The sequence below is a fragment of the Pseudomonas viridiflava genome, from assembly GCF_900184295.1.
In the GTDB taxonomy this organism is placed as follows: Bacteria; Pseudomonadota; Gammaproteobacteria; order Pseudomonadales; family Pseudomonadaceae; genus Aquipseudomonas; species Aquipseudomonas viridiflava.
Window position 1 is genome coordinate 3,773,045 of the sequence record NZ_LT855380.1, and the last position, 21,808, is coordinate 3,794,852.

Below are 21,808 nucleotides of genomic sequence, written 5' to 3' on the forward strand. Positions count from 1 at the left end.
TTATGCTGGTCGCCCTTTTCAACCTGATCGCGATCGCCCATGCCACCCACTCCAACCCTGAGCGCCCGCGAGGTCTATCAGTGCCTGAAAGAGGCAGCGCTGGGCGTTCGCTCACTGCGCCGCCTCGATGATTGCGAGTCGAACCTGCTCCGGATCGACATCGATGGCTGGTGCCTGACGCTGGAAATCTCGGGCAACCGCGTGACAGGTTGCCCGCACTGCCTGACTCCGGATGGCCGACAGGGATCGGCCGAAGACTGGCCGCGCACGGACCCGGTCAGTCTGCTCAGCGGATGGGAACAGGCGCAGATCGAGCGGTTGGTGGGCCAATCGGATTGATCCAGACCGACGGCGTGCTCATACCGGGTAAATTCTACTCCACAGCGCCCACGACTTTGGCTAGACTCCGCTGACTGCTGAAACGTTTAATCCAGTCCAGCACACTCATAATTCCAATAAGTCAGAAGGACACACCCTCATGAAAACCCTTCCCCTGCTGGTGGGCCTCAGCGCCCTCTCCGTCGCCTCCAGCGCCTTTGCCTGGGACTACGTTCTGCTCGACACCGACAAGCCTGCGCAGAACCAGCAGATCACCAGCAAGCAACTGGGCGTCAAGACCGACAAGCCGTTCACCATTACCATGCGAACCCTGCATGGCGGTCGCCAGGAAGGCGTGAGCATCATTGATATCGACAACGGCACCATGAAGCTCTCGGTGGTGCCGACGCGCGGCATGAACGTGCTGCAGGCCTCGGTCGGTGATGTGCGCATGGGCTGGGATTCGCCGGTCAAGGATGTGGTCAATCCGGCGTTCATCGAACTCAATGGTCGCGGCGGGCTGGGCTGGCTGGAAGGGTTCAACGAACTGGTGACCCGTTGCGGCTACGAATGGGTCGGCCATCCGGGCATGGACAATGGCGAGCTGCTGACCCTGCATGGTCGCGCAGCCAATATCCCGGCCAGCAAGGTGACGCTGCACATTGACGAGAAGCCGCCTTACGCAATCCGCCTCAAGGGCGAACTCAAGGAGCAGGCGTTCAAGAAGGTCGACTTCTCGGTGCAGACCGAACTGGTCACCGAGCCGGGCAGCACACGCTTCTCGCTGAACGACACGCTGACCAACAACGGCGACTATCCGAAGGAATATCAGGCGCTGTACCACAGCAACTTCAGCACGCCGTTCCTGGAACAGGGCGCGCGCTTCGAAGCGCCGGTCAAGCAGGTATCGCCGTTCAACGAAAAGGCCAAGGGTGATCTGGGCGACTGGCAGACCTATCGCGGACCGACCCCGGATTACGACGAAACCGTCTACAACATCGTGCCGTACGGCGATGACAAGGGCGACACTGTCACCGTGCTGCACAACAAGGCAGGCAGCCTGGGCGTGGCGGTAGGTTTCAATACCCAGCAGTTGCCAGTGTTCTCGCTGTGGAAAAACACTGACACCAAGGGTCAGGGCTATGTGACCGGTCTTGAGCCTGGCACCAGCTTTTCCTATAACCGCCGCTTCCAGCGTTCGTTGAATCTGGTGCCGACCATCGAGCCGAAAGCGCAGCGTCAGTTCCAGATCAGCTACAGCCTGCTGGCGGACAAGGGCGCCGTCGACAAGGCACTGGGCCAGATCAAGACCATTCAGGCAGGCCGCGACACCGAAGTGCGTCAGGAGCCGCTGGTGGACCTGACCAAGGAGTGATCGCTCGCGCCTGACGCAGGCAATCAGCGCTGCTGCATGACGAGGCCGGATCTCGACGCATTACTGTCGAATCCGGCCTTGTTTCATTCACGTTCAGCATTGCGCACAACACTTGGCGCTTTCGCCTGTCTACACCCTCTCAATCCCTCAATGACGAGCACATTCATGAAAATCCTGATGGTTCTGACTTCACACGACCAACTGGGCGATACCGGCAAGAAAACCGGTTTCTGGCTCGAGGAATTTGCAGCGCCCTACTACATCTTCAAGGACGCAGGGGCCGAAGTCACCCTGGTGTCGCCTGCAGGTGGACAGCCGCCGCTGGACCCCAAGAGTGATGAGCAAGACGCACAGACCGCCGAAACCCAGCGTTTCCGTGAAGACTCTGCTGCCCAGCAGGCGCTCGCCAATACGGGTCGCCTGGCTGACGTGAAGGCCGACGACTTCGACGCAGTGTTCTACCCCGGTGGCCATGGTCCGCTGTGGGACCTCGCCGAAGATCCGAAATCCATCGCCCTGATCGAAGCGTTCGCCAAGGCCGACAAACCCCATGCGCTGGTGTGCCATGCGCCCGGCGTGCTGCGCAAGGTCCGTGCAGAAAATGGCGAGCCGCTGGTCAAGGGCCGTCGCGTCACCGGCTTTACCAACAGCGAAGAAGAAGGCGTCGGCCTGACCAACGTCGTGCCGTTTCTGGTCGAAGACATGCTGAAGGAACTGGGCGGCGACTATTCGAAGACCGATGACTGGGGCGTCCATGTCATCACCGACGGCAAGCTGGTGACCGGTCAGAACCCGGCCAGCTCGGCTCAGACGGCCAAGGATCTGATTACCCTGTTGAGCTGATAACGCCGACCCGGCCCTCCACTGCGCAGGCGGTCGCCGGGTCGTCATCACGATAAATCGAATCTTGGGCGTGCCTTGCTGACCAATACCCAGAGAGTCCATTCATTCGGAGGCAGGTCATGACCCAGGAATCAGAACGCGAAGACCTCGATCACAAGCCGGAGAACGCTGGCAAAGTGGGCGAGAAGAACAAGCAGCTCAACGAAAAGGGCGAGCAGCCACGGCCTGCAACCGAGCCTGATCCGCAGAAAGACCGCTGATCAGAGCAGACCCTGCTCGGCGCACACCTTGACCACCTGTTCGCGGAACCAGCCGTTGGCTTCGTCCTGATCGGCGTGGGCGCTCCATACCATGTCCAGGCTAAAGCCCGGCAGATCAGGTGGCAACTCGTAAACGGCTATCCAGGGCTCGTTGCACAAGAGCGTCTGGATGCGCCGTGGTAATACCAGCATGAAATGTGTACCTTCCAGCAGCTGCAAGGCTGCCCGGTAACTGTTGGCCCTGGCCACAATGTGGCGCTCCAGGCCTTTGCTCTGAAGCCAGCCATCGACCATGTTGGTGTCCGAGGTCCACGGCGTCGGATAGACGTGATGCCTTGAGGTGAACGTCTCAAGGTCGATCAGCGCGCTCACTGGTGCCGACTGGCTATCCATCACGCAGACCAGATCGTCTTCCAGCAGCACCTGGGCAATCAGGCTGTCAGGGACCTTGTGAAACCCCGGCCCGAAACACAGCGCCAGATCGAAACGACCGTCAATGAGCCGCTCGGTCGGCAAGTGCCTGTCCAGTTTCTGAACGTTGACCGCGACCGAGAAGCCCGCAGCAACGAAACCGCGCAACAGATGCGGCAGCACCAGCAGTTCAAAGTATTCAGGAGCGCAGACCGTGAAGGTGGTTTGCCCGCTGCTCGGGTCGAACAGCTTCAACCCGTCATGGCAGATGTTGACCTTGTGCAGTATCTGCTGCACGTGGCCGTGCATGGCCATGGCCTTGCGGGTAGGACGCATACCGTTGCGGGTGCTGATGAACAGGTCATCCTCGAAGTTGGCCCGCAGCTTCTTGAGGCAGTAACTGACTGTGGACTGGCTGACGTTCAGCGCCTCCGAGACCAGCGTCAGGTTGCGCTGCTCGAAGACCGAGACGAAGATCATCAGGTCCTGCATGTCCAGCTTTCTGAGGGCATTACTGTTGAGCATCGAGTCATCTCGTTGGCACTGCGATCAAGGACCGGATCAGCACCAGCAAGATAACATCAAAACGCAATCAGGCCGTCCTACCTTCAGCACTACCGGCATGTGCTGACGATTCGTGCAGGTCTCGGGCGTAGTGTCGCGGATCAAGACGCACAACCATCAGCAGCATCACAGCGACCAGTCCGATCAACGACCACCACGCGCCTGCGAAACTGCCTGTCACGTCACGGATCACGCCAGCCAGCAAGGGTGACAGGCCGGCGATCAAATAACCCACACCCTGGACGAACGCGGTCAGACTGCCTGCCTGCTGCGGGTCATCGTAGTGATCCATGGAGACGATCAGGCTCATGGGGAACAGGCCGCCGATGCCCAGACCCAGCAGGCCGGTCCATAGCAGGCTCAGTTGTTGCGGCATAAGGATAAGACCGACGAAGCCCGCCATGATCAGCCCCAGCAGAACTGCCAGCACCAGACGCTTGTCGCGACTGCGATTGGCCAGCGCTGGCGTCACCAGACCCGACACCACTTCCATCAGGGTCATGAAGCCCAACAACAGTCCGGCGTCCTGCTCGCTCCAGCCATTTTCAAGGTAATACGGTGCCAGCCAGGCCAGGGCGCAGGTGTAGGACGCAGTGCCCAGACCAAAGAAGACGCCCAGCATCCAGGCCCTCGGCATCTGCGAAAACGCCTGTTTGCGGGGTGCGGCGGACGATCCGCTGCTCTGGAACGCGTGGCGTTGAACCACCCAGAAACACAACGCCAGCAGCGCCAGCGCAGCCCAGATCGCCAGGCCGAAACGCCAGTTGCCGCTGAGACTGAGCATCAGCGGACTGAAAGACGCGGCAATCGCCGCGCCACCCATGATCGCCGTGACGTAAAGGCCCATGCACAACGAGACATTGTCTTTGAAGCGTGACTTGATGAGTGCAGGCATCAGCGCCTGAATCATCGCAATGCCCAGCCCCGCCAGCACGGCGCTGAAGATCAGTTCAACCGCAGAGTCGAGAAACTGCCGCGCCAGTGTCGCCACACCGATCAGCGCCAGCGAGATGGTGATGGTCCGGTAGGAGCCGACACGAGCGGCAATGCCCATGCCGACGAACATCGCCAGCCCCATGGCCATGACCGGCAGCATGGTCAGCAGTGACGCCATGCCGAACCCCAGCGAAATGTCCACCCTGATCGCCGACAACAATGGGCCGACCGCTGCCATCGAGGGGCGCAGGTTCAACGCCACCAACACGATGGCGACCATCAACCAGACACCTTGAGAAGCTGACCCGCGAGCACCTTGCATATCATTATCTTCCTTTTAGAGAAGTGATGATTAGGCCGGGGCGAGTGACACGGGGCAAATCAAAAAACAGGCAGCGCTATCGATAAATCAGTTCGAACCTTTGGCGATCAGGCGCTCTGGCGACGGCCACTGCAGGCTGCGACATGGCCTTCATGCGCGGCTTCAGACTCGGATTCAGGCGCAGTTTCAGACGTGGCGACCTCATCGACAGCCATCCACCAGGTCATCCCGCGGCAGGGATAATCCAGGTAGAACGGCTGGCCCATCATGGGCGTGGTGATGGTCACGTTCTGCTCCCAGGCCAGTGCCAGAATCCGGTCGAACGGCTCGTGCCAGGCGTGCATCGACAGGTCGAAGGTGCCGTTGTGGATCGGCAACAGCCAGCGACCGCGCAGGTCGAGGTGCGCCTGCAACGTCTCTTCGGGCTGCATATGCGCCTGGGGCCATTCCACGTTATAGGCGCCGGTTTCCATCAGGGTCAGGTCGAACGGGCCGTATTGCTCGCCAATGGTCTTGAAACCATCGAAGTAACCGCTGTCGCCGCTGAAGAAAATCCGTTGCTGATCGTTGATCATCACCCAGGACGCCCACAACGTCTGATTGCTGTCGCGCAAGGTACGCCCCGAGAAGTGTTGGGACGGTGTGGCGACGAACTCGATGCCCTCCACTTCCGTGGACTGCCACCAGTCCAGTTGTCGTACCTTGTGCGCGGGCACACCCCATTCGATCAGCGTATCGCCCACGCCAAGCGGCGCGATGAAATGCTCGGTCTTTGCCATCAGCGCCTTGATCGCCATACGATCCAGGTGGTCGTAATGGTTGTGCGAGAGGATGACGGCAGTGATCGGCGGCAAATCTTCCAGACTGATCGGCGGCTGGTGAAAGCGCTGCGGCCCGGCCCATTGCACCGGCGACGCCCGCTCGGCAAACACCGGATCGGTCAGAAAGAAGCGGTTGCGCAGTTTCAACAGAACGGTGGAATGCCCGAGCCGGTACACCGTGTTGTCCGGCGCGGCCAGCAGTTGCTGACGCGAGAGCGGCAGCACCGGCACCTTGCCCGCCGGACGGGTGTCCTTGGGTTTGTTGAACGCCTGATCCCAGAAAATGCCCAGCGTTCGAACAAGGCTGAACGGTTTCATCGGCGCATGATTACGATAACGCCCCTCGTGACGAGACAGGACGGGCAGTGAAGAGACATCCGTTTTCTGGTGGGTCGTGGACATGGTTTGCTGACTCCCTGGGACAGGTTGAGGCTCAGCCGTGCAAAAGTGTCTGCTATTACGTTGCAGGAGTCTGATGTCAAGCATGTGGCATCGACAACATCGCTTCAAATGTGTAACAGTGCATTACACTACACGGTGTAGTTTTAAGCTTGCATGATCCACCGCGACAAGTAAACTGCCGAGTGTAATTTTCTCTAAACGCACGTTTGAAGCGAACCTATGACAGCTCCCATGCGCCTCACCGATCAGAAACGCGAAGCCATCGTCCTGGCAGCCATTGCCGAGTTCGGTGACCGTGGTTTCGAGGTCACCAGCATGGACCGCATCGCCGCGCGGGCCGAGGTTTCCAAGCGCACGGTCTACAACCACTTTCCCAGCAAGGAAGAGCTTTTTGCCGAGATCCTCCAGCGTCTCTGGAACTGCTCTCCCCCGCAATCAGACGTGGTGTATCACGCCGATGTCGGTCTGCGCGAACAGTTGAGGGATCTGTTGACGGGCAAAATGCGCACCCTCAACGACAGCAGTTTTCTGGACCTCGCACGGGTCGTGGTCGGAGCAACCATCCATTCGCCCGAGCGCGCCCAGGTCTGGCTGGCACGCATCAACGAGCGCGAGGAAACCTTCAGCGCCTGGATTCGCGCCGCGCAAAAGGACGGACGACTGAAGCCGGTCGATCCGGGCTTTGCCGCCACGCAGGTGCATGCGTTGCTCAAGTCGTTCGCGTTCTGGCCGCAGGTGACCTTTGGCGCCGCCCTGCTCAGCCCGGAAAAGCAGGACGAAATCGTCGAGTCGACCTTGAATCTGTTTCTTGGCTGGTACGAAAAGCCAACCGAGTCCTGAAGGGCAGCGAAAGCACCCCGGAGACTGACATGCTGTACGACCTGCTGATCCGTGATGCATTTGTGATCGACGGTAGCGGCGCAACCGGTTACCGCGCCGATGTGGCCATCCATGACGGACGCATCCTGCGCATCGGTGCACTGCCTGACGCCTCTGCAATTGAAGAAATCGATGCCCACGGCTTGGTGCTGGCTCCCGGATTCATCGACGTGCACACCCACGACGACACCGTGGTAATCCGCAAGCCCCAGATGCTACCCAAGATCAGCCAGGGCGTGACCACCGTCATTGTCGGCAATTGTGGTATCAGTGCTTCGCCGGTCAGCCTGGCCGGTGAACCACCTGATCCGATGAACCTGCTCGGGTCAGCCCGCGAATTCGTCTACCCACGCTTTGCCGATTACCGTGCCGCCGTGCAGGCCGCCCGGCCAGCCGTCAATGTCGCGGCCCTGATCGGTCACACCGCCCTGCGCAGCAATCACATGAAGGACCTGCTGCGCACCGCCAGCGCGGGCGAGATCAGCGCCATGCGCGAGCAACTGCGTGACAGCCTGGCAAATGGCGCGCTGGGGCTGTCCACCGGACTGGCCTACGCATCGGCCTTCAGCGCCGAGACCGACGAAGTCATGCAGCTTGCCGAAGAACTGACGGAGGTCGGCGCGGTTTACACCACCCATCTGCGCAGCGAGTTCGAGCCGGTGCTGGAGGCCATGGACGAAGCGTTTCGCATTGGACGTCATGCACAGGTGCCGGTGGTGATTTCACACTTAAAATGCGCAGGCGCGGGCAACTGGGGGCGCAGTCCACAGCTGTTATCAGCCCTGGAAAACGCTGCCGCCAGTCATCCGGTCGGCTGCGACTGTTATCCCTACGCGGCCAGCTCCTCGACGCTGGACCTCAAGCAGGTGACAGATGCATTCAGAATCACGATTACCTGGTCCACACCGCACCCTGATCAGGGCGGACGTGACCTGGCAGATATCGCCGCCGACTGGAGTCTTTCTCTGGAGGACAGCGCACGCCGGTTGCAGCCTGCGGGCGCGGTGTATTACGGGATGGACGAGGCTGATGTGGAGCGCATCCTCAGTCATCCGCTGACCATGATCGGCTCTGACGGCCTGCCGGAAGATCCCTTTCCGCATCCGCGCCTGTGGGGCGCGTTCCCCAGGGTGCTCGGGCATTTCAGTCGCGACCGCAAACTGTTCGAGCTGCACACCGCCGTGCACAAGATGACCGGACTTTCGGCTGCGCGCTTCGGACTGCTGCAGCGCGGTTTGATACGTGAAGGTTATTGGGCGGATCTGGTGTTGTTCGACCCGCAGCGCATCAGGGACGTTGCCGATTTCAAGGACCCACAACGCGCCGCCGAGGGCATCGAGCGCGTCTGGGTCAACGGCCGATTGAGCTACGCCGACGGTGTCGGGCAGACCGAACGATGGGGGCAGTTTCTGCCCCGCACCGATTCGCTGGTGGATGGCTTCAAGGCGGGTTGACCACTGGCGCATTGATCAACCGACGATGATGCCTCGGCACTCACCGAAGCCGATCGATACCTGCCCCGCACGATGACAACGTGCCCGCAGAATCACTTCATCGCCGCGTTCCAGAAAGCGTCGTTCCTCGCCATTGGGCAGGGCTACCACCTGTTTCCCGCCTTCGGTCATTTCCAACAGACTGCCGAACTGCCCCGGCTGCGGGCCGGACAAGGTGCCGGTGCCGAACAGGTCACCTGGCTGCAACTTGCAGCCGTTGACACTGTGATGCGCCACCATCTGCGCCACGGTCCAGTACATGTTCAGCGAATTGCTCACGGCCAGACGATGGGGCTGCGCGCCAGCGGCTTTCATTTTCTCCGTCAGCAGCAGGACTTCCAGTTCGATGTCCAGTGCGCCGCCCTGTTGATCCGTCTGATCGAGCAGATACGGCAACGGCTGAGGATCGCCTTCAGGACGCGCCGGCTGGGCGCTGCGGAAAGGCTCCAGCGCTTCCGCTGTCACCACCCAGGGCGAAATCGTGGTCGCGAAGCTCTTTGACAGGAAAGGCCCCAGCGGCTGGTATTCCCAGGCCTGAATGTCGCGTGCCGACCAGTCATTGAGCAGACAGAAACCGGCGATATGTTCGCTCGCCTGCCCGATATCGATGGCCTCACCCTGCGCATTGCCCGGGCCGATCCAGACACCCAGTTCCAGTTCGTAATCCAGACGCTTGCATGGCCCGAAGGTTGGTACGTCCTGGCCCGCCGCAAGGGTCTGGCCATTCGGGCGCTTGATCGAGGTACCCGATATGCAGAGAGTCGAGGCCCGACCGTGATAGCCGATGGGCACATATTTGTAATTGGGCAGCAGCGGATTATCGGGCCGAAACAGCTTGCCGACGTTCAGTGCATGATGAATTCCGACATAGAAATCGGTGTAATCGCCCACCCTGGCTGGCAAATGCATCTTGCAGTCGCTCATGGGCAGCAGCAACTGCTCGGCGTTGGCTTGAGGTGGATTGGCTTCATCCAGCCAGTGCAGCAGCGCCGTGCGCAAGGTTTTGCGCGTATTGGCGCCAAGGGCAAAGAAATCGTTGAGTTGATCGCGGCTGGCGACCCCGGCGACCTCGCTTGCAGGGCCGTCGAACACACCGGCCTGCACGGCAGCCTTTAGATCAAGAATGCTGTCGCCAATGGCAACCCCGCCACGCGGGCCGGAATCTCCGTGACTGAACACCCCCAATGGCAGGTTCTGCAGAGGGAAATCAGCGTGGCCGTTGGCGGACGCCACCCAACTGCGGCGGTTCGAAGCGGTAGTCATCAGGGCAGTTCCTTGTGGAAGGTCTTGGCCATGCCGTTCCAGCAGGCGTCGTAATCGGTCTGTAATTGCGAACAGTCCAGAGCATGACGACTGGGGCGCAAAACCTTGCCGGTCTCGAACATGAACGCCATGGTGTTCTCGATCTTGTGCGGCTTGAGCTCGGCAGCGGTCGCTTTTTCTGCCGTGACGTTGTCAGGCCCGTGCGCGCTCATGCAGTTATGCAGCGAAACGCCACCGGGCATGAAGCCTTCGGCCTTGGCGTCGTAGGCCCCCTCGATCAGACCCATGAATTCGTTCATCAGGTTGCGATGAAACCAGGGCGGTCGGAAGGTGTTTTCCGCCACCATCCAGCGTGGCGGAAAGATCACGAAGTCAACGTTGGCCTGTCCATGGATGGCACTTGGCGAGGTCAGCACGGTAAAAATCGACGGGTCGGGATGGTCGAAGCTGACGGTGCCGAGGGTATTGAAGCGGCGCAGATCATATTTGTAGGGCACGTTGTTGCCGTGCCAGCCGACCACGTCGAACGGCGAGTGATCCAGTTGCGTGGCCCACAATTCGCCGAGGAATTTCTGCACCAGCTCCATCGGTTCGTCACGTTCCTCGAACCAGGCAACTGGCGCCATGAAGTCCCGCGGATTGGCCAGCCCATTGCTGCCGATCGGCCCCAGATCGGGCAGGCGTAACGCACAGCCGTGGTTCTCGCACACATAGCCACGTGCATCGCCGTCGAGCAGGTGTACGCTGAACTTCATGCCGCGCGGCACTACGGCAATTTCCTGCGGCTCGATGTCCAGCAGGCCCAGCTCGGTGACCAGTCGCAGGCGCCCCTGTTGCGGCACGATCAGCCATTCCCCGTCAGCGTTGAAGAACGCCCGCTGCATCGGAGCGTTGGCCGCATACACATACACACTGACGCCCTCGGCCTGATCCGCTGCCGAGGTGCTGGCCAGGGCGATCAGGCCGTCGAGGAAGTCGGTGGGGTCATCGGGAATATCGAAGGCATTCCAGCGCAAGCGGTTGGGCGTGATCGCCCCCTGCCCGGCTCCGATGATCTGTCGTGTCATGCGTTGATAGGCAGGATGCGCGGCAGACGGCTTGATGCGATAGAGCCAGCTGCGCCGCGCTTCGTCACGCGATACCGTGAACGCCGTGCCAGACAACTGCTCGGCGTAAAGGCCCAACGGATGCTTCTGCGGCGAGTTCTGTCCGAGGGGCAACGCGTCGGGCAGCGCCTCGCTGCTGAACTGATTGCCGAAGCCGGTCTGATAGGTCAGCGGCTGTTGCGGGAAGTGTGCAGGCATCTGGACCTCTTGTTGTTATGGGTCGAGCGACTGAAAAGCGTAACAGCAAGCGTAAGGCAATTACGCATAACGTAATTTGAGTTTGCAGGCTGGTCAAGCTATAAAGCTGCCTTTCCAGACTGGCGCACTCCCCATGACCCAAGAGACCGAAAGTCCGGCCAACGGACGCCAGCAGAAGGTCCAGGCTGCTGAAGTGGGCCTTGGCGTGCTCAAGGCTCTCGCAGAGCTGTCACCTTCCACGCCGCTGTCGAAACTGGCCGAACACCTGGGCATGCCTGCCGCCAAGGTGCATCGCTACTTGCAGGCGCTGGTCGCCAGCGGCTTCGCTGAACAGGACACCGTCACCAGCCATTACGGCCTGGGCCGCGAAGCGTTGCAGGTCGGTCTGGCATCGCTGGGCAAACTGGACGTGCTGAAAATCGCCGCGCCCTGGCTCGCGAATCTGCGCGACGAGCTGAATCAGACCTGCTTTCTGGCGGTATGGGGCAACAAGGGGCCGACCGTGGTGTACGTCGAGCCGTCGCTGGGTGCGGTAACGCTGGTCACGCAGATAGGATCGGTACTGCCGTTGCTCAGCTCGTCCACCGGTCTGGTGTTCGAAAGCTTTCTGCCAGCCGCTGAAACCACGCTGCTGCGCGAGCAGGAAGTGCCGCACCTGAATGCTGCCCAATTGAAGGAAATCGACCGTCATCTGACGCAGATCCGCACAACGGGCGTGCATCAGATCCAGGGCTTGCTGATGCCTGGCATTAACGCCGCATCCTGCCCGCTGTTCACAATGGGCAACAAGCTGGCGGGCGTGATCACGGTCGTCGGGCCAGGCTCGATACTGACTGATCAGGCGCAGAGCATTGCGGCCACTCGACTACTGGAAACGGCAACCGCCATCAGCGAACGCATGGGCGGCTCGATGCCCGTGTGAAGGCAATGCCCGGCGCTGAACGCACCGGGCATCAACCTCATCAATCGGCGGTCAGTACGCCACGCTTGATCTGGTCCCGCTCGATGGATTCGAACAGGGCCTTGAAGTTGCCTTCGCCGAACCCGTCATCACCCTTGCGCTGGATAAATTCGAAGAACACCGGCCCCATCAGGGTTTCGGAAAATATCTGCAGCAGCAGACGACGTTCACCGCTGTCCGAAGAACCGTCGAGCAGGATGCCTCGGGCTTTCAACTCATCCTCGGGTTCGCCATGGTTCGGCAGACGTCCCTGGAGCATCTCGTAGTAGGTATCCGGCGGCGCCGTCATGAAGCGCATGCCGATGGACTTGAGGGCGTCCCAGGTCTTGATCAGGTCGTCAGTGAAGAAGGCGACGTGCTGGATGCCTTCGCCGTTGAACTGCATCAGAAACTCTTCGATCTGCCCTGCACCCTTGGACGACTCCTCGTTCAGCGGGATGCGGATCATGCCATCGGGTGCAGTCATGGCCTTGGAGGTCAGCCCGGTGTATTCGCCCTTGATATCGAAGTAGCGAATTTCACGGAAGTTGAACAGCTTCTCGTAGAAATTCGCCCAGTACGCCATGCGCCCGCGATAAACGTTGTGTGTCAGGTGGTCGATGAACTTCAGGCCGGCGCCGACCGGATGACGGTCCACGCCTTCGATGAAATTGAAGTCGATGTCATAGATCGAGGTGCCTTCACCAAACCGGTCGATCAGGTAGAGCGGCGCACCGCCGATGCCCTTGATCGCCGGCAGACGCAGTTCCATCGGCCCGGTGGCGATTTCAACCGGCTGCGCACCCAGTTCCAGCGCGCGGTTGTAGGCCTTCTGTGCGTCCTTGACCCGGAACGCCATGCCGCACACCGAAGGACCGTGCTCGGCGGCGAAGTACGACGCCAGGCTGTGCGGCTCGTTATTGAGGATGATATTGATCGCGCCCTGACGATACAGGGTCACGTCCTTGGAACGGTGAGTCGCCACCTTGGTGAAGCCCATGATCTCGAACACCGGTTCGAGAGTATTAGGGGTCGGCGAGGCAAATTCGATGAATTCAAAGCCCATCAGGCCCATCGGGTTTTCGTAGAGATCAGCCATGTCTGGCTCCTTGCAGGAAAGTGGTAAGCGGAAGAATGATCGCTGTCACAGTCCTGCGGGCGGCGCACACGAAATGCCTCGCACGCTGCGGGCGAGGAAGTCACCGAAAATCAGTTGCAGTCCAAGAATCTTCATAAGGCCAGCCTACTCCGGCTTGTCCGATTGTGCATCAGGGTGCGCCTGCAAAAAGGCCGGATGCTGCAACGCTCGCTGCTCCACCTGACGAATCCTGGGAAAGGCGTCGAGGTCGACATTGAAGCGATGCGCCGCATACAACTGGGGCAGCAGGTACACATCGGCGATACCGGGCGTGTCGCCAAAACAGAAAATGTCGCCGTCGATCAACTGTTCTACTGCATTGAGGCCTTCGCTGATCCAGTGGCCTATCCAGTCTGAAACGACCTGTTCGTCCTGGCCAAGGCTGCGCAACCGGTTGAGCACCGACACGTTGTGCAACGGGTGGATGTCGCACGCGATGATCGCGGCGACCGCACGCTGACGGGCACGCAGGGTCAGGTCGCCGGCCAGCAGGGAAGGTGTCGGATAGCGTTCTTCAAGGTATTCGATAATGGCAGGCGACTGTGTGATCACTTCACCGCCGTCCAGGCGCAGCGCGGGCACCCTGCCCTGCGGATTGATCGTGCGGTATTCAAGAGTGTGCTGCTCGCCGCCGTCGCGAATCAGATTGACCGGAATTGCCGCAGGCTCAAGCCCCTTGAGGGCCAGCGCAATACGCACCCGGTAGCTGGACGTCGAACGGTAATAAGTGAACAGATCCACCGAAGCCACCTGCTGGAACGCACCTGGCGTTGCCTGTTGTTATTTTAATCGTCATTTTTCGTAATCAACTTACGTAATGCGTAAACTGCGTGATCACTGAACGCATGTCAACACACGTCTGTGTTAGCTCAGGTCCAGCCCTCCAGCCGCAGCGTCGCGCGGACCAGCCTTTGCTCTTCATTTTCAATCTCGCGCAGGTTATCGCTGACACTCTGAATGTGCGCCAGCGCGGCCTTGCGCGCCTGTTCCGGCAGACGGCCGGTGACGGCGTTGTACAGACGGGCATGCTGGCGATCAATCTGGCGCTTCTGTGGCTCACGGTGATACAGGTTGTTGACCGAGGCAAATACCGTATTCAGGAGTAGATCGGTCAGCGAACGCAGGGTCTGCACCAGCACCGGATTGTGTGAAGCTTCGCAGATGGCCAGATGAAAGGCGTGATCAAGGCGCGCATGCTCGCTGGCCGGTAGCTCGTTACCTTGCGCGGCGACCAGTGCGTCGTAGCTGCGGGTGATCAGCACGAAGTCCGCATCGGTGCCACGCAATGCCGCCAGCCGCGCCGACTCGCCCTCCAGCAGGCTGCGCACTTCGAACAGGTCATAGAGCGTGCGCGGCTGTGAGCCGAACAGGTGCATGAGCGGCGAGGTGTGCTGATCTGCATTCATCCGAGCGACGAATGACCCCTTGCCTTGCCTCGTTTCAATGATGCCACGCGCCCGCAACAGCTTCAGACCTTCGCGCAACGCGGTTCGCGACACACCGAGCTTTTCGGTGAGGCGTCGTTCGGAAGGCAGCAACTGCCCGACCTTCAGCACGCCATCGACAATCAGCCGCTCGATCCGCTCGCAGACCACGTCTGCGACCTGGGCAGGTCTTGGCGTGGGTTCGTTGTTCATAAGGTCTCCGCTGAAGAAACGCTATCTTTTCTGTGGGAGGCGCGTTCAGTCAGTACGTTACGTGCGGCCCAATGAAGCGTGGACAAGCCTACTGGTATGACCAGTAAAGTCGAGCGAGCGCCGACCAGTTCAAATACAAAACAAGCATTTGATTTATATAGACCAAAAAAACAATATCGGAAATCAGATGCTCAAAAACTGGTTCGACCAGCGCTTTACGCCATAGACACTACGTCTCGCAACCTCAATGATGCAAGTCAACCGCTAGCCCGATAAAAACAATCCTGGGTTGCCTGATGAACATTCTTTACGACGAACGCCTCGACGGCGTACTGCCTGTTGTGGACAAGCAACAGTTGCTTCACGACCTTCAACAGCAGTTGCCCGATCTGGACATTCTGCACCGCGCCGAAGAGCTGCGGCCGTACGAGTGCGACGGGTTGTCCGCCTACCGCACCACGCCGTTGCTGGTGGTACTGCCGCGCCATATCGAAGAAGTGCAGACGCTGCTCAGAATGTGCCACGAACGACGCGTGCCGGTGGTCGCCCGCGGAGCTGGCACCGGGCTTTCAGGCGGTGCATTGCCGCTGGAGCAAGGCGTGCTGCTGGTAATGGCCCGTTTCAACCGGATTCTTGAGATCAATCCTGCTGCCCGTCTGGCCCGCGTCCAGCCTGGCGTGCGCAATCTGGCCATTTCCCAGGCCGCAGCGCCGCATGGCCTGTACTACGCGCCAGACCCCTCTTCGCAAATTGCCTGCTCCATCGGCGGCAACGTGGCTGAAAACGCAGGCGGCGTTCATTGCCTCAAATACGGCCTGACCGTGCATAACCTGCTCAAGGTCGAGATTCTCACCGTCGAAGGCGAATACATGACGCTGGGCAGCGACGCGCTGGATTCCCCCGGCTTCGACCTGCTTGCGCTGTTCACGGGCTCGGAAGGCATGCTCGGCGTTATCACCGAAGTAACCGTCAAACTGCTGCCCAGGCCACAGGTCGCCAAGGTGCTGCTGGCAGCGTTCGATTCAGTGGAAAAAGCCGGGCGCGCGGTGGGCGATATCATTGCAGCGGGCATCATTCCCGGTGGGCTGGAGATGATGGATAACCTGGCGATCCGCGCCGCTGAAGATTTCATTCACGCAGGCTATCCGGTCGACGCAGAAGCCATTCTGTTGTGCGAGCTGGACGGTGTCGAAGCCGATGTCCACGATGACTGCGAACGGGTACGCGAGGTGCTGACGCTGGCTGGCGCCACAGAAGTGCGTCAGGCAAGGGACGAAGCCGAGCGTGTGCGTTTCTGGGCCGGCCGCAAGAACGCGTTTCCGGCGGTGGGCCGCCTGTCGCCGGACTATTACTGCATGGACGGCACCATCCCGCGTCGTGAATTGCCCGGCGTGCTGCGCAGTATCAGCGAACTGTCCGAACACTACGGCCTGCGCGTGGCCAACGTGTTTCATGCCGGAGACGGCAACATGCACCCGCTGATTCTGTTCGATGCCAATCAGCCCGGCGAGCTTGCGCGCGCAGAGGAACTGGGCGGAAAAATTCTCGAACTGTGCGTCAAGGTCGGCGGCAGCATCACCGGCGAGCACGGCGTCGGGCGGGAGAAAATCAATCAGATGTGCGCGCAGTTCAACAGCGATGAACTGACCCTGTTTCATGCGATCAAGGCCGCGTTCGATGCCAGCGGTCTGCTCAACCCCGGCAAGAACATCCCGACACTGCATCGCTGTGCAGAGTTCGGCGCGATGCATGTGCATGCCGGGCAACTGCCCTTCCCTGATCTGGAGCGCTTCTGATGATTGCACAGGACAGAGACGCCAGCGCCAGCCTGCTCGATCAGGTCAACCACGCCTTGCGCGACGCCACACCACTGCGCATTCAGGGCAGCAACAGCAAGGCGTTTCTCGGCCGTGAAGTGTCAGGCGAGGTGCTCGACACTCGTCCTCACTGCGGCATCGTCAGTTATGACCCGACCGAACTGGTTATCACCGCGCGTGCCGGTACGCCGTTGAGCGAACTGATGCAGACGCTTGAAGATGCCGGTCAGATGCTGCCCTGCGAACCACCGACCTTCGGCAATGCCACGCTGGGCGGCATGGTCGCGGCCGGGCTGTCCGGCCCGCGTCGGCCGTGGAGCGGCTCGGTACGCGATTTCGTACTGGGCACCCGTGTGATCACCGGCCATGGCAAGCACCTGCGCTTCGGCGGCGAAGTGATGAAGAACGTGGCGGGCTACGACGTCTCGCGTCTGATGGCAGGCAGCATGGGTTGTCTGGGCGTACTGACCGAGGTGTCGCTCAAGGTGCTGCCAAGGCCGCGCCTGTGCAGCAGTATTGCGCTGGAAATGGACAGTGCCCGCGCGCTGATGAGCCTGACGGAATGGGGCCAGCAGCCGATGCCGATCAGCGCCGCCAGCCATGATGGAAACATATTGCGCCTGCGTCTTGAGGGCGGCGAAGGCTCGGTGGCCGCTGCACACGACAGACTGGGTGGCGAAAAGCTAGAGCCGACCTACTGGCAGGCGCTCAATGAACAGCGCCTGCCGTTCTTCGATGACTCGCGCGCGCTGTGGCGGCTCTGTGTGCCGGCCGATACCGGTGTGCTGGATCTGCCGGGCGAGCAGCTCATCGACTGGGCCGGAGGACAGCGCTGGCTGAAATCCGATGCCAGCGGCGAGGCCATTCGCGCCATGGTCATCGCTGTGGGTGGGCATGCGACCTGCTATACGCCGGGGCACCATGACTGCCCGTTCCAACCCCTGGCCACGCCGCTGCTGCGCTACCACCATCAACTCAAAGCCAGGCTGGACCCGCAAGGGATCTTCAACCCCGGCCGACTGTACGCGGAGCTCTGAACCATGCAGACCACCCTGAGCGAACAGGCCAGACAACTGCCCCGCGCCGAAGAAGCCGAACGTATTCTGCGCAGCTGCGTGCACTGCGGTTTCTGCAACGCCACCTGCCCGACCTACCAGTTGCTGGGCGATGAGCTGGACGGTCCACGAGGACGGATCTATCTGATCAAGCAGGTGCTGGAAGGCAATGAAGTCACCGAGAAAACCCAGTTGCACCTGGACCGTTGCCTGAGCTGCCGCAACTGCGAGACCACCTGCCCGTCGGGCGTCGATTATCACAATCTGCTGGACATCGGCCGCGCTGTCGTCGATGCCGCCGTGCCCCGTCCGTTGGGTCAACGGCTGCTGCGTGAAGGCCTGCGCAACGTGGTACCCAACGCGGGCCTGTTCAAATCGCTGACCCGCATGGGCACCACGTTTCGCCCGCTGCTGCCGGGTATGTTGAAAGACAAACTGCCAGACACGATTCACCCGGCAGGCGTCCGTCCGGTCACTCGCCAGGCACGTCAGGTGTTGATGCTGGAAGGCTGCGTGCAACCGGCGCTGTCGCCCAACACCAACGCGGCCACCGCACGCGTGCTGGACCGCCTCGGCATCAGCGTCACGCCGATCAGCGAAGCGGGTTGCTGCGGTGCGGTGGATTACCACCTTAATGCGCAGGAAGCCGGGCTGGACCGTGCCCGGCGCAATATCGACGCGTGGTGGCCAGCCATCGAAGCCGGCGCGCAGAGCATCGTCCAGACGGCCAGTGGCTGCGGGGCGTTCGTCAAGGATTACGGCCATTTGTTGCGTCACGACCCGGCCTACGCCGAGAAAGCCGCGCAAGTCAGTGCAAAGGCCCGGGATCTGGTCGAAGTGCTGCGCGACGAACCTCTGGAAACGCTGGGCATCAAAACCGACACGCGGCTGGCACTCCATTGCCCGTGCACCTTGCAGCATGCGCAAAAGCTGGGTGGCGAGGTCGAACGGGTGCTGACTCGTCTAGGCTTCAACCTGACCGCTGTACCGGATGGCCATCTGTGCTGCGGCTCGGCAGGCACTTACTCGGTCACCCAGCCGGTCCTGGCCCGCCAGTTGCGCGACAACCGCATGAACGCGCTGGAAAGCGGCAAACCTCAGGTGATCGCTACGGCAAACATCGGTTGCCAGACGCATCTGACGAGCGCCAATCGAACGCCGGTGCGGCACTGGATCGAGCTGATCGATCAGGCACTCAACGGAACCCACTGAACAGTTCCATCCCCCTTCTCAGGAGAACATATGAAAATCAAAGCCGTTTTGACCCAGAACGAAGTCAGCCAGATGCTCGTCGCTGCGCGTGAAGAAGCCCACACCAACGGCTGGGCGGTGGCGATTGCCATCGTCGACGACGGTGGCCACCTGCTGGCGTTCGAACGCCTGGACGACGCCTCGCCGATCAGCAGCTACATCTCCATCGAAAAAGCCCGAACCTCGGCATTGGGCAAACGCGAATCCAAGGGCTACGAAGAGATGGTCAATGGCGGCCGCACGGCGTTTCTCAGCGCCCCGCTGCTGACGTCCCTGGAAGGCGGAGTGCCGGTGATCGTCGACGGCCAAGTGATCGGCGCGGTCGGCGTATCCGGCGTGAAGGCCGATCAGGATGCCCAGGTCGCCAAGGCAGGTATCGCGGCGCTGAATGCGGATTGAGGGCCCGACACCTTAAACAGGTCGTTCCCATGCTCCAGCGTGGTAACGCCGCCCAGGACGCTCCGCGTCCGCTCTTGAGCGTGATGCAGAGCCTCACAGGATGCTTGCCAACGCGGAGCATTGGCACGATCAGAACCTTAACCAAGGACCTTTCCTCATGACCGACTTCATCAAATGCCAACGCCTCAAGGTGGCCGTCAATCTGCAACGCTTCGTCGAGGAAGAAGTCCTGCCTGGCACCGGACTGGACCCGGAAGCGTTCTGGGAAGGCTTCGATGCGCTGGTCCACGAACTGGCCCCGCGCAATCGCGAATTGCTGGCCGAGCGTGAGCGCCTGCAGGCCGAACTGGACGCCTGGCACAAAAAGCATCCCGGCCCGATCAGCGACATGCCCGCCTACCGCGAGTTTCTGACCGCCATCGGCTACCTGCGCCCGGTGCCGGAGCAGGTCAAGGCAACGACTTCCAATGTCGATCTGGAAATCAGCGAACAGGCAGGCCCGCAACTGGTGGTTCCTGCCAGTAATGCACGCTACGCGCTGAATGCAGCCAATGCCCGCTGGGGTTCGCTGTACGACGCGCTGTACGGTACTGACGCCATCGATACCTCCAACGGCGCCGAAATCAGCGCAGGCTACAACCCGCTACGCGGTGCCAAGGTCATTGTGTTCGCCCGCGAACTGCTCGACGAAGCCGCGCCGCTTGCCAACGGCAGCCACATCAACGCCCGCAATTACCGCATCGAAGACGGCCAGTTGCGCATCGCGCTGGCCGATGGCACCCAGACCGTCCTGCAGCAGCCGGAAAAGTACGTCGGTTTTCAGGGCGAGCCAGGCAAGCCTGACGCGATCCTGCTCAAGAACAATGGCCTGCACATCGAGATCCAGATCGACCCACGCCACCCGGTCGGCAGCAGCGATGTGGCCAGAATCAAGGACCTGCTGCTGGAGTCGGCACTGTCAACCATCATCGACTGTGAAGACTCGGTGGCTGCAGTGGACGCCGACGACAAGATACAGGTGTACCGCAACTGGCTGGGCCTGATGAAGGGCGACCTCGCCGCCACCCTCGACAAGGGTGGCAAGCCGGTCACTCGCACCCTCAATCCGGATCGGTCCTACAAGGCAGCGAATGGCGGCGAACTCAAACTGCGCGGCCGTTCACTGCTGTTCATTCGTAACGTCGGCCATCTGATGACCAACCCGGCGATCATCGACCACGACGGGCATGAGATTCCCGAGGGCATTCTGGACGGCGTGATGACCAGCCTGATTGCGCTTCACGACCTCGAACGACGCGGCAACTCCCGCGCAGGCAGTATCTACATCGTCAAACCGAAAATGCACGGCCCGGACGAAGTGGCGTTCGCCGATCAACTGTTCAACCGGATTGAGGACGTGCTCAAGCTGCCTCGCCATACCGTGAAGATGGGCATCATGGACGAGGAGCGGCGCACCAGCGTCAACCTCAAGGCGTGCATCGAAGCGGCCTCGGCGCGGGTCGCGTTTATCAATACCGGCTTTCTGGACCGCACCGGCGATGAAATTCACAGCGCCATGCAGGCAGGTCCGGTGCTGCGCAAGGGCGAGATGAAAAACGCGCCGTGGATCAGGGCGTATGAGCGCAGCAACGTACTGGTGGGACTGGCCTGCGGATTGAGAGGACGCGCGCAGATCGGCAAGGGCATGTGGGCGATGCCGGACCGCATGGCGGACATGCTGGAGCAGAAAATCGGCCATCCGCAGTCTGGCGCCACCACGGCCTGGGTGCCATCGCCGACGGCCGCGACCCTGCACGCCCTGCACTATCACCGGGTCGACGTGCGTGCTGTTCAGCAGACGCTTGAACAGGTGAATCTGGAGGACGTAAGGGAACAACTGCTCGACGATCTGCTCACCATCCCGGTGGTCGCCGATCCGCAATGGACGCTGGAGCAGATTCGCGAAGAGCTGGAGAACAACGCACAGGGTCTGCTCGGCTACGTGGTGCGCTGGGTAGAACAGGGCGTGGGCTGTTCCAAGGTGCCGGACATCCACGATGTCGGGTTGATGGAAGACCGCGCGACTTTGCGCATTTCCAGTCAGCACATGGCCAACTGGCTGCTGCACAAGGTGGTCGATGCCCAGTACGTGCAAAGCGTGCTGGAGCGCATGGCCAAGGTGGTGGACAAGCAGAACGCCGGAGACTCGCATTACCAGGCCATGGCGAAGGACTTCAAGCATTCGTCAGCGTTCAGGACTGCCTGCGATCTGGTATTCAAAGGCTGCGAGCAACCCGCCGGTTACACCGAGCCGTTGCTGCATGAGTCAAGACTGGCGTTCAAGGACAGGAAGCATCCGTAGATCGCCCGCACTGCAGTGCCGAATATTTCTCTGGCCCGT

At 60.9% G+C, this 21,808-nt stretch carries 20 protein-coding genes; 12 read left to right on the top strand and 8 right to left on the bottom strand.

The genetic code is table 11. The annotated features are described in order from the left end of the window. The first annotated feature begins 39 nt into the window (after positions 1–39). The 4 genes from CFBP1590_RS16935 (at position 40) to CFBP1590_RS16950 (ending at position 2,796) form a co-directional block, all read left to right on the top strand. Entirely contained in the window at positions 40–339 is a 300-nt protein-coding gene (locus CFBP1590_RS16935) for a DUF7693 family protein (RefSeq protein ID WP_088235554.1), read from the top strand. A gap of 139 nt (positions 340–478) precedes the next feature. After that, the gene (locus CFBP1590_RS16940) at positions 479–1,693 is read left to right on the top strand and encodes an aldose 1-epimerase family protein (protein WP_088235555.1); all 1,215 of its coding nucleotides are present in this window, start codon (positions 479–481) and stop codon (positions 1,691–1,693) included. A 165-nt stretch (positions 1,694–1,858) separates the two neighbouring features. Next, positions 1,859–2,536, top strand: a complete 678-nt coding sequence (locus CFBP1590_RS16945) for a type 1 glutamine amidotransferase domain-containing protein (protein ID WP_025994546.1) — start codon at positions 1,859–1,861, stop codon at positions 2,534–2,536. A gap of 119 nt (positions 2,537–2,655) precedes the next feature. Then, entirely contained in the window at positions 2,656–2,796 is a 141-nt protein-coding gene (locus tag CFBP1590_RS16950) for a hypothetical protein (protein ID WP_004882646.1), read from the top strand. Here CFBP1590_RS16950 and CFBP1590_RS16955 read toward each other — a convergent pair whose 3' ends face one another. The 3 genes from CFBP1590_RS16955 to CFBP1590_RS16965 all read right to left on the bottom strand — a co-directional run bounded on the left by CFBP1590_RS16955 (position 2,797) and on the right by CFBP1590_RS16965 (position 6,252). Further along, on the bottom strand, positions 2,797–3,732 hold the full coding sequence (locus CFBP1590_RS16955) for a LysR family transcriptional regulator (RefSeq protein ID WP_029243757.1): 936 nt from the start codon (positions 3,730–3,732) through the stop codon (positions 2,797–2,799). A gap of 67 nt (positions 3,733–3,799) precedes the next feature. Further along, a complete protein-coding gene (locus CFBP1590_RS16960) occupies positions 3,800–5,029 on the bottom strand; it encodes a cyanate transporter (protein WP_088235556.1) in 1,230 nt (409 codons plus the stop codon). A gap of 107 nt (positions 5,030–5,136) precedes the next feature. Further along, positions 5,137–6,252 (bottom strand): MBL fold metallo-hydrolase, encoded by a 1,116-nt coding sequence (locus CFBP1590_RS16965; RefSeq protein ID WP_088235557.1) that lies wholly within the window; start codon positions 6,250–6,252, stop codon positions 5,137–5,139. Positions 6,253–6,471: 219 nt separating this feature from the next. Between CFBP1590_RS16965 and CFBP1590_RS16970 the strand changes: the two genes are divergently transcribed. Further along, on the top strand, positions 6,472–7,092 hold the full coding sequence (locus CFBP1590_RS16970; RefSeq protein WP_025994549.1) for a TetR/AcrR family transcriptional regulator: 621 nt from the start codon (positions 6,472–6,474) through the stop codon (positions 7,090–7,092). A 29-nt stretch (positions 7,093–7,121) separates the two neighbouring features. After that, a complete protein-coding gene (locus CFBP1590_RS16975) occupies positions 7,122–8,585 on the top strand; it encodes an N-acyl-D-amino-acid deacylase family protein (protein WP_088235558.1) in 1,464 nt (487 codons plus the stop codon). A gap of 15 nt (positions 8,586–8,600) precedes the next feature. Here CFBP1590_RS16975 and fahA read toward each other — a convergent pair whose 3' ends face one another. Together fahA and hmgA are read right to left on the bottom strand one after the other, a co-directional pair. Then, positions 8,601–9,887, bottom strand: a complete 1,287-nt coding sequence (gene fahA, locus CFBP1590_RS16980) for a fumarylacetoacetase (RefSeq protein ID WP_088235559.1) — start codon at positions 9,885–9,887, stop codon at positions 8,601–8,603. Further along, positions 9,887–11,191: a homogentisate 1,2-dioxygenase gene (gene hmgA, locus CFBP1590_RS16985; RefSeq protein WP_088235560.1), complete on the bottom strand. Its 1,305-nt coding sequence runs from the start codon at positions 11,189–11,191 to the stop codon at positions 9,887–9,889. Before hmgA ends, fahA begins: the two co-directional genes overlap by 1 nt. Before the next feature lie 133 nt (positions 11,192–11,324). Here hmgA and CFBP1590_RS16990 point away from each other — a divergent pair, with 133 nt between their 5' ends. Continuing rightward, positions 11,325–12,113, top strand: coding sequence for an IclR family transcriptional regulator (locus tag CFBP1590_RS16990; protein WP_029243763.1), 789 nt, complete (start codon positions 11,325–11,327; stop codon positions 12,111–12,113). Between the two features lie 40 nt (positions 12,114–12,153). Here the strand turns inward: CFBP1590_RS16990 and hppD are convergent, their stop codons facing one another. The 3 genes from hppD to glcC all read right to left on the bottom strand — a co-directional run bounded on the left by hppD (position 12,154) and on the right by glcC (position 14,906). After that, positions 12,154–13,230, bottom strand: a complete 1,077-nt coding sequence (gene hppD / locus CFBP1590_RS16995; protein WP_029243764.1) for a 4-hydroxyphenylpyruvate dioxygenase — start codon at positions 13,228–13,230, stop codon at positions 12,154–12,156. A gap of 144 nt (positions 13,231–13,374) precedes the next feature. Then, positions 13,375–14,010, bottom strand: a complete 636-nt coding sequence (gene maiA / locus CFBP1590_RS17000) for a maleylacetoacetate isomerase (protein WP_088235561.1) — start codon at positions 14,008–14,010, stop codon at positions 13,375–13,377. 128 nt (positions 14,011–14,138) lie between these two features. Then, positions 14,139–14,906 (bottom strand): transcriptional regulator GlcC, encoded by a 768-nt coding sequence (glcC, locus tag CFBP1590_RS17005; protein WP_043304390.1) that lies wholly within the window; start codon positions 14,904–14,906, stop codon positions 14,139–14,141. Positions 14,907–15,202: 296 nt separating this feature from the next. Here glcC and glcD point away from each other — a divergent pair, with 296 nt between their 5' ends. The 5 genes from glcD to CFBP1590_RS17030 all read left to right on the top strand — a co-directional run bounded on the left by glcD (position 15,203) and on the right by CFBP1590_RS17030 (position 21,769). Further along, a complete protein-coding gene (gene glcD, locus CFBP1590_RS17010) occupies positions 15,203–16,702 on the top strand; it encodes a glycolate oxidase subunit GlcD (RefSeq protein WP_058431137.1) in 1,500 nt (499 codons plus the stop codon). Then, entirely contained in the window at positions 16,702–17,760 is a 1,059-nt protein-coding gene (gene glcE / locus CFBP1590_RS17015) for a glycolate oxidase subunit GlcE (RefSeq protein WP_088235562.1), read from the top strand. The genes glcD and glcE overlap by 1 nt, the downstream gene beginning before the upstream one ends. A 3-nt stretch (positions 17,761–17,763) precedes the next feature. Continuing rightward, entirely contained in the window at positions 17,764–18,990 is a 1,227-nt protein-coding gene (gene glcF, locus CFBP1590_RS17020; RefSeq protein ID WP_088235563.1) for a glycolate oxidase subunit GlcF, read from the top strand. Positions 18,991–19,020: 30 nt separating this feature from the next. Beyond that, the gene (locus CFBP1590_RS17025; protein ID WP_043304383.1) at positions 19,021–19,428 is read left to right on the top strand and encodes a heme-binding protein; all 408 of its coding nucleotides are present in this window, start codon (positions 19,021–19,023) and stop codon (positions 19,426–19,428) included. A 157-nt stretch (positions 19,429–19,585) separates the two neighbouring features. Continuing rightward, entirely contained in the window at positions 19,586–21,769 is a 2,184-nt protein-coding gene (locus CFBP1590_RS17030; protein WP_088235564.1) for a malate synthase G, read from the top strand. Positions 21,770–21,808: the final 39 nt, after the last annotated feature.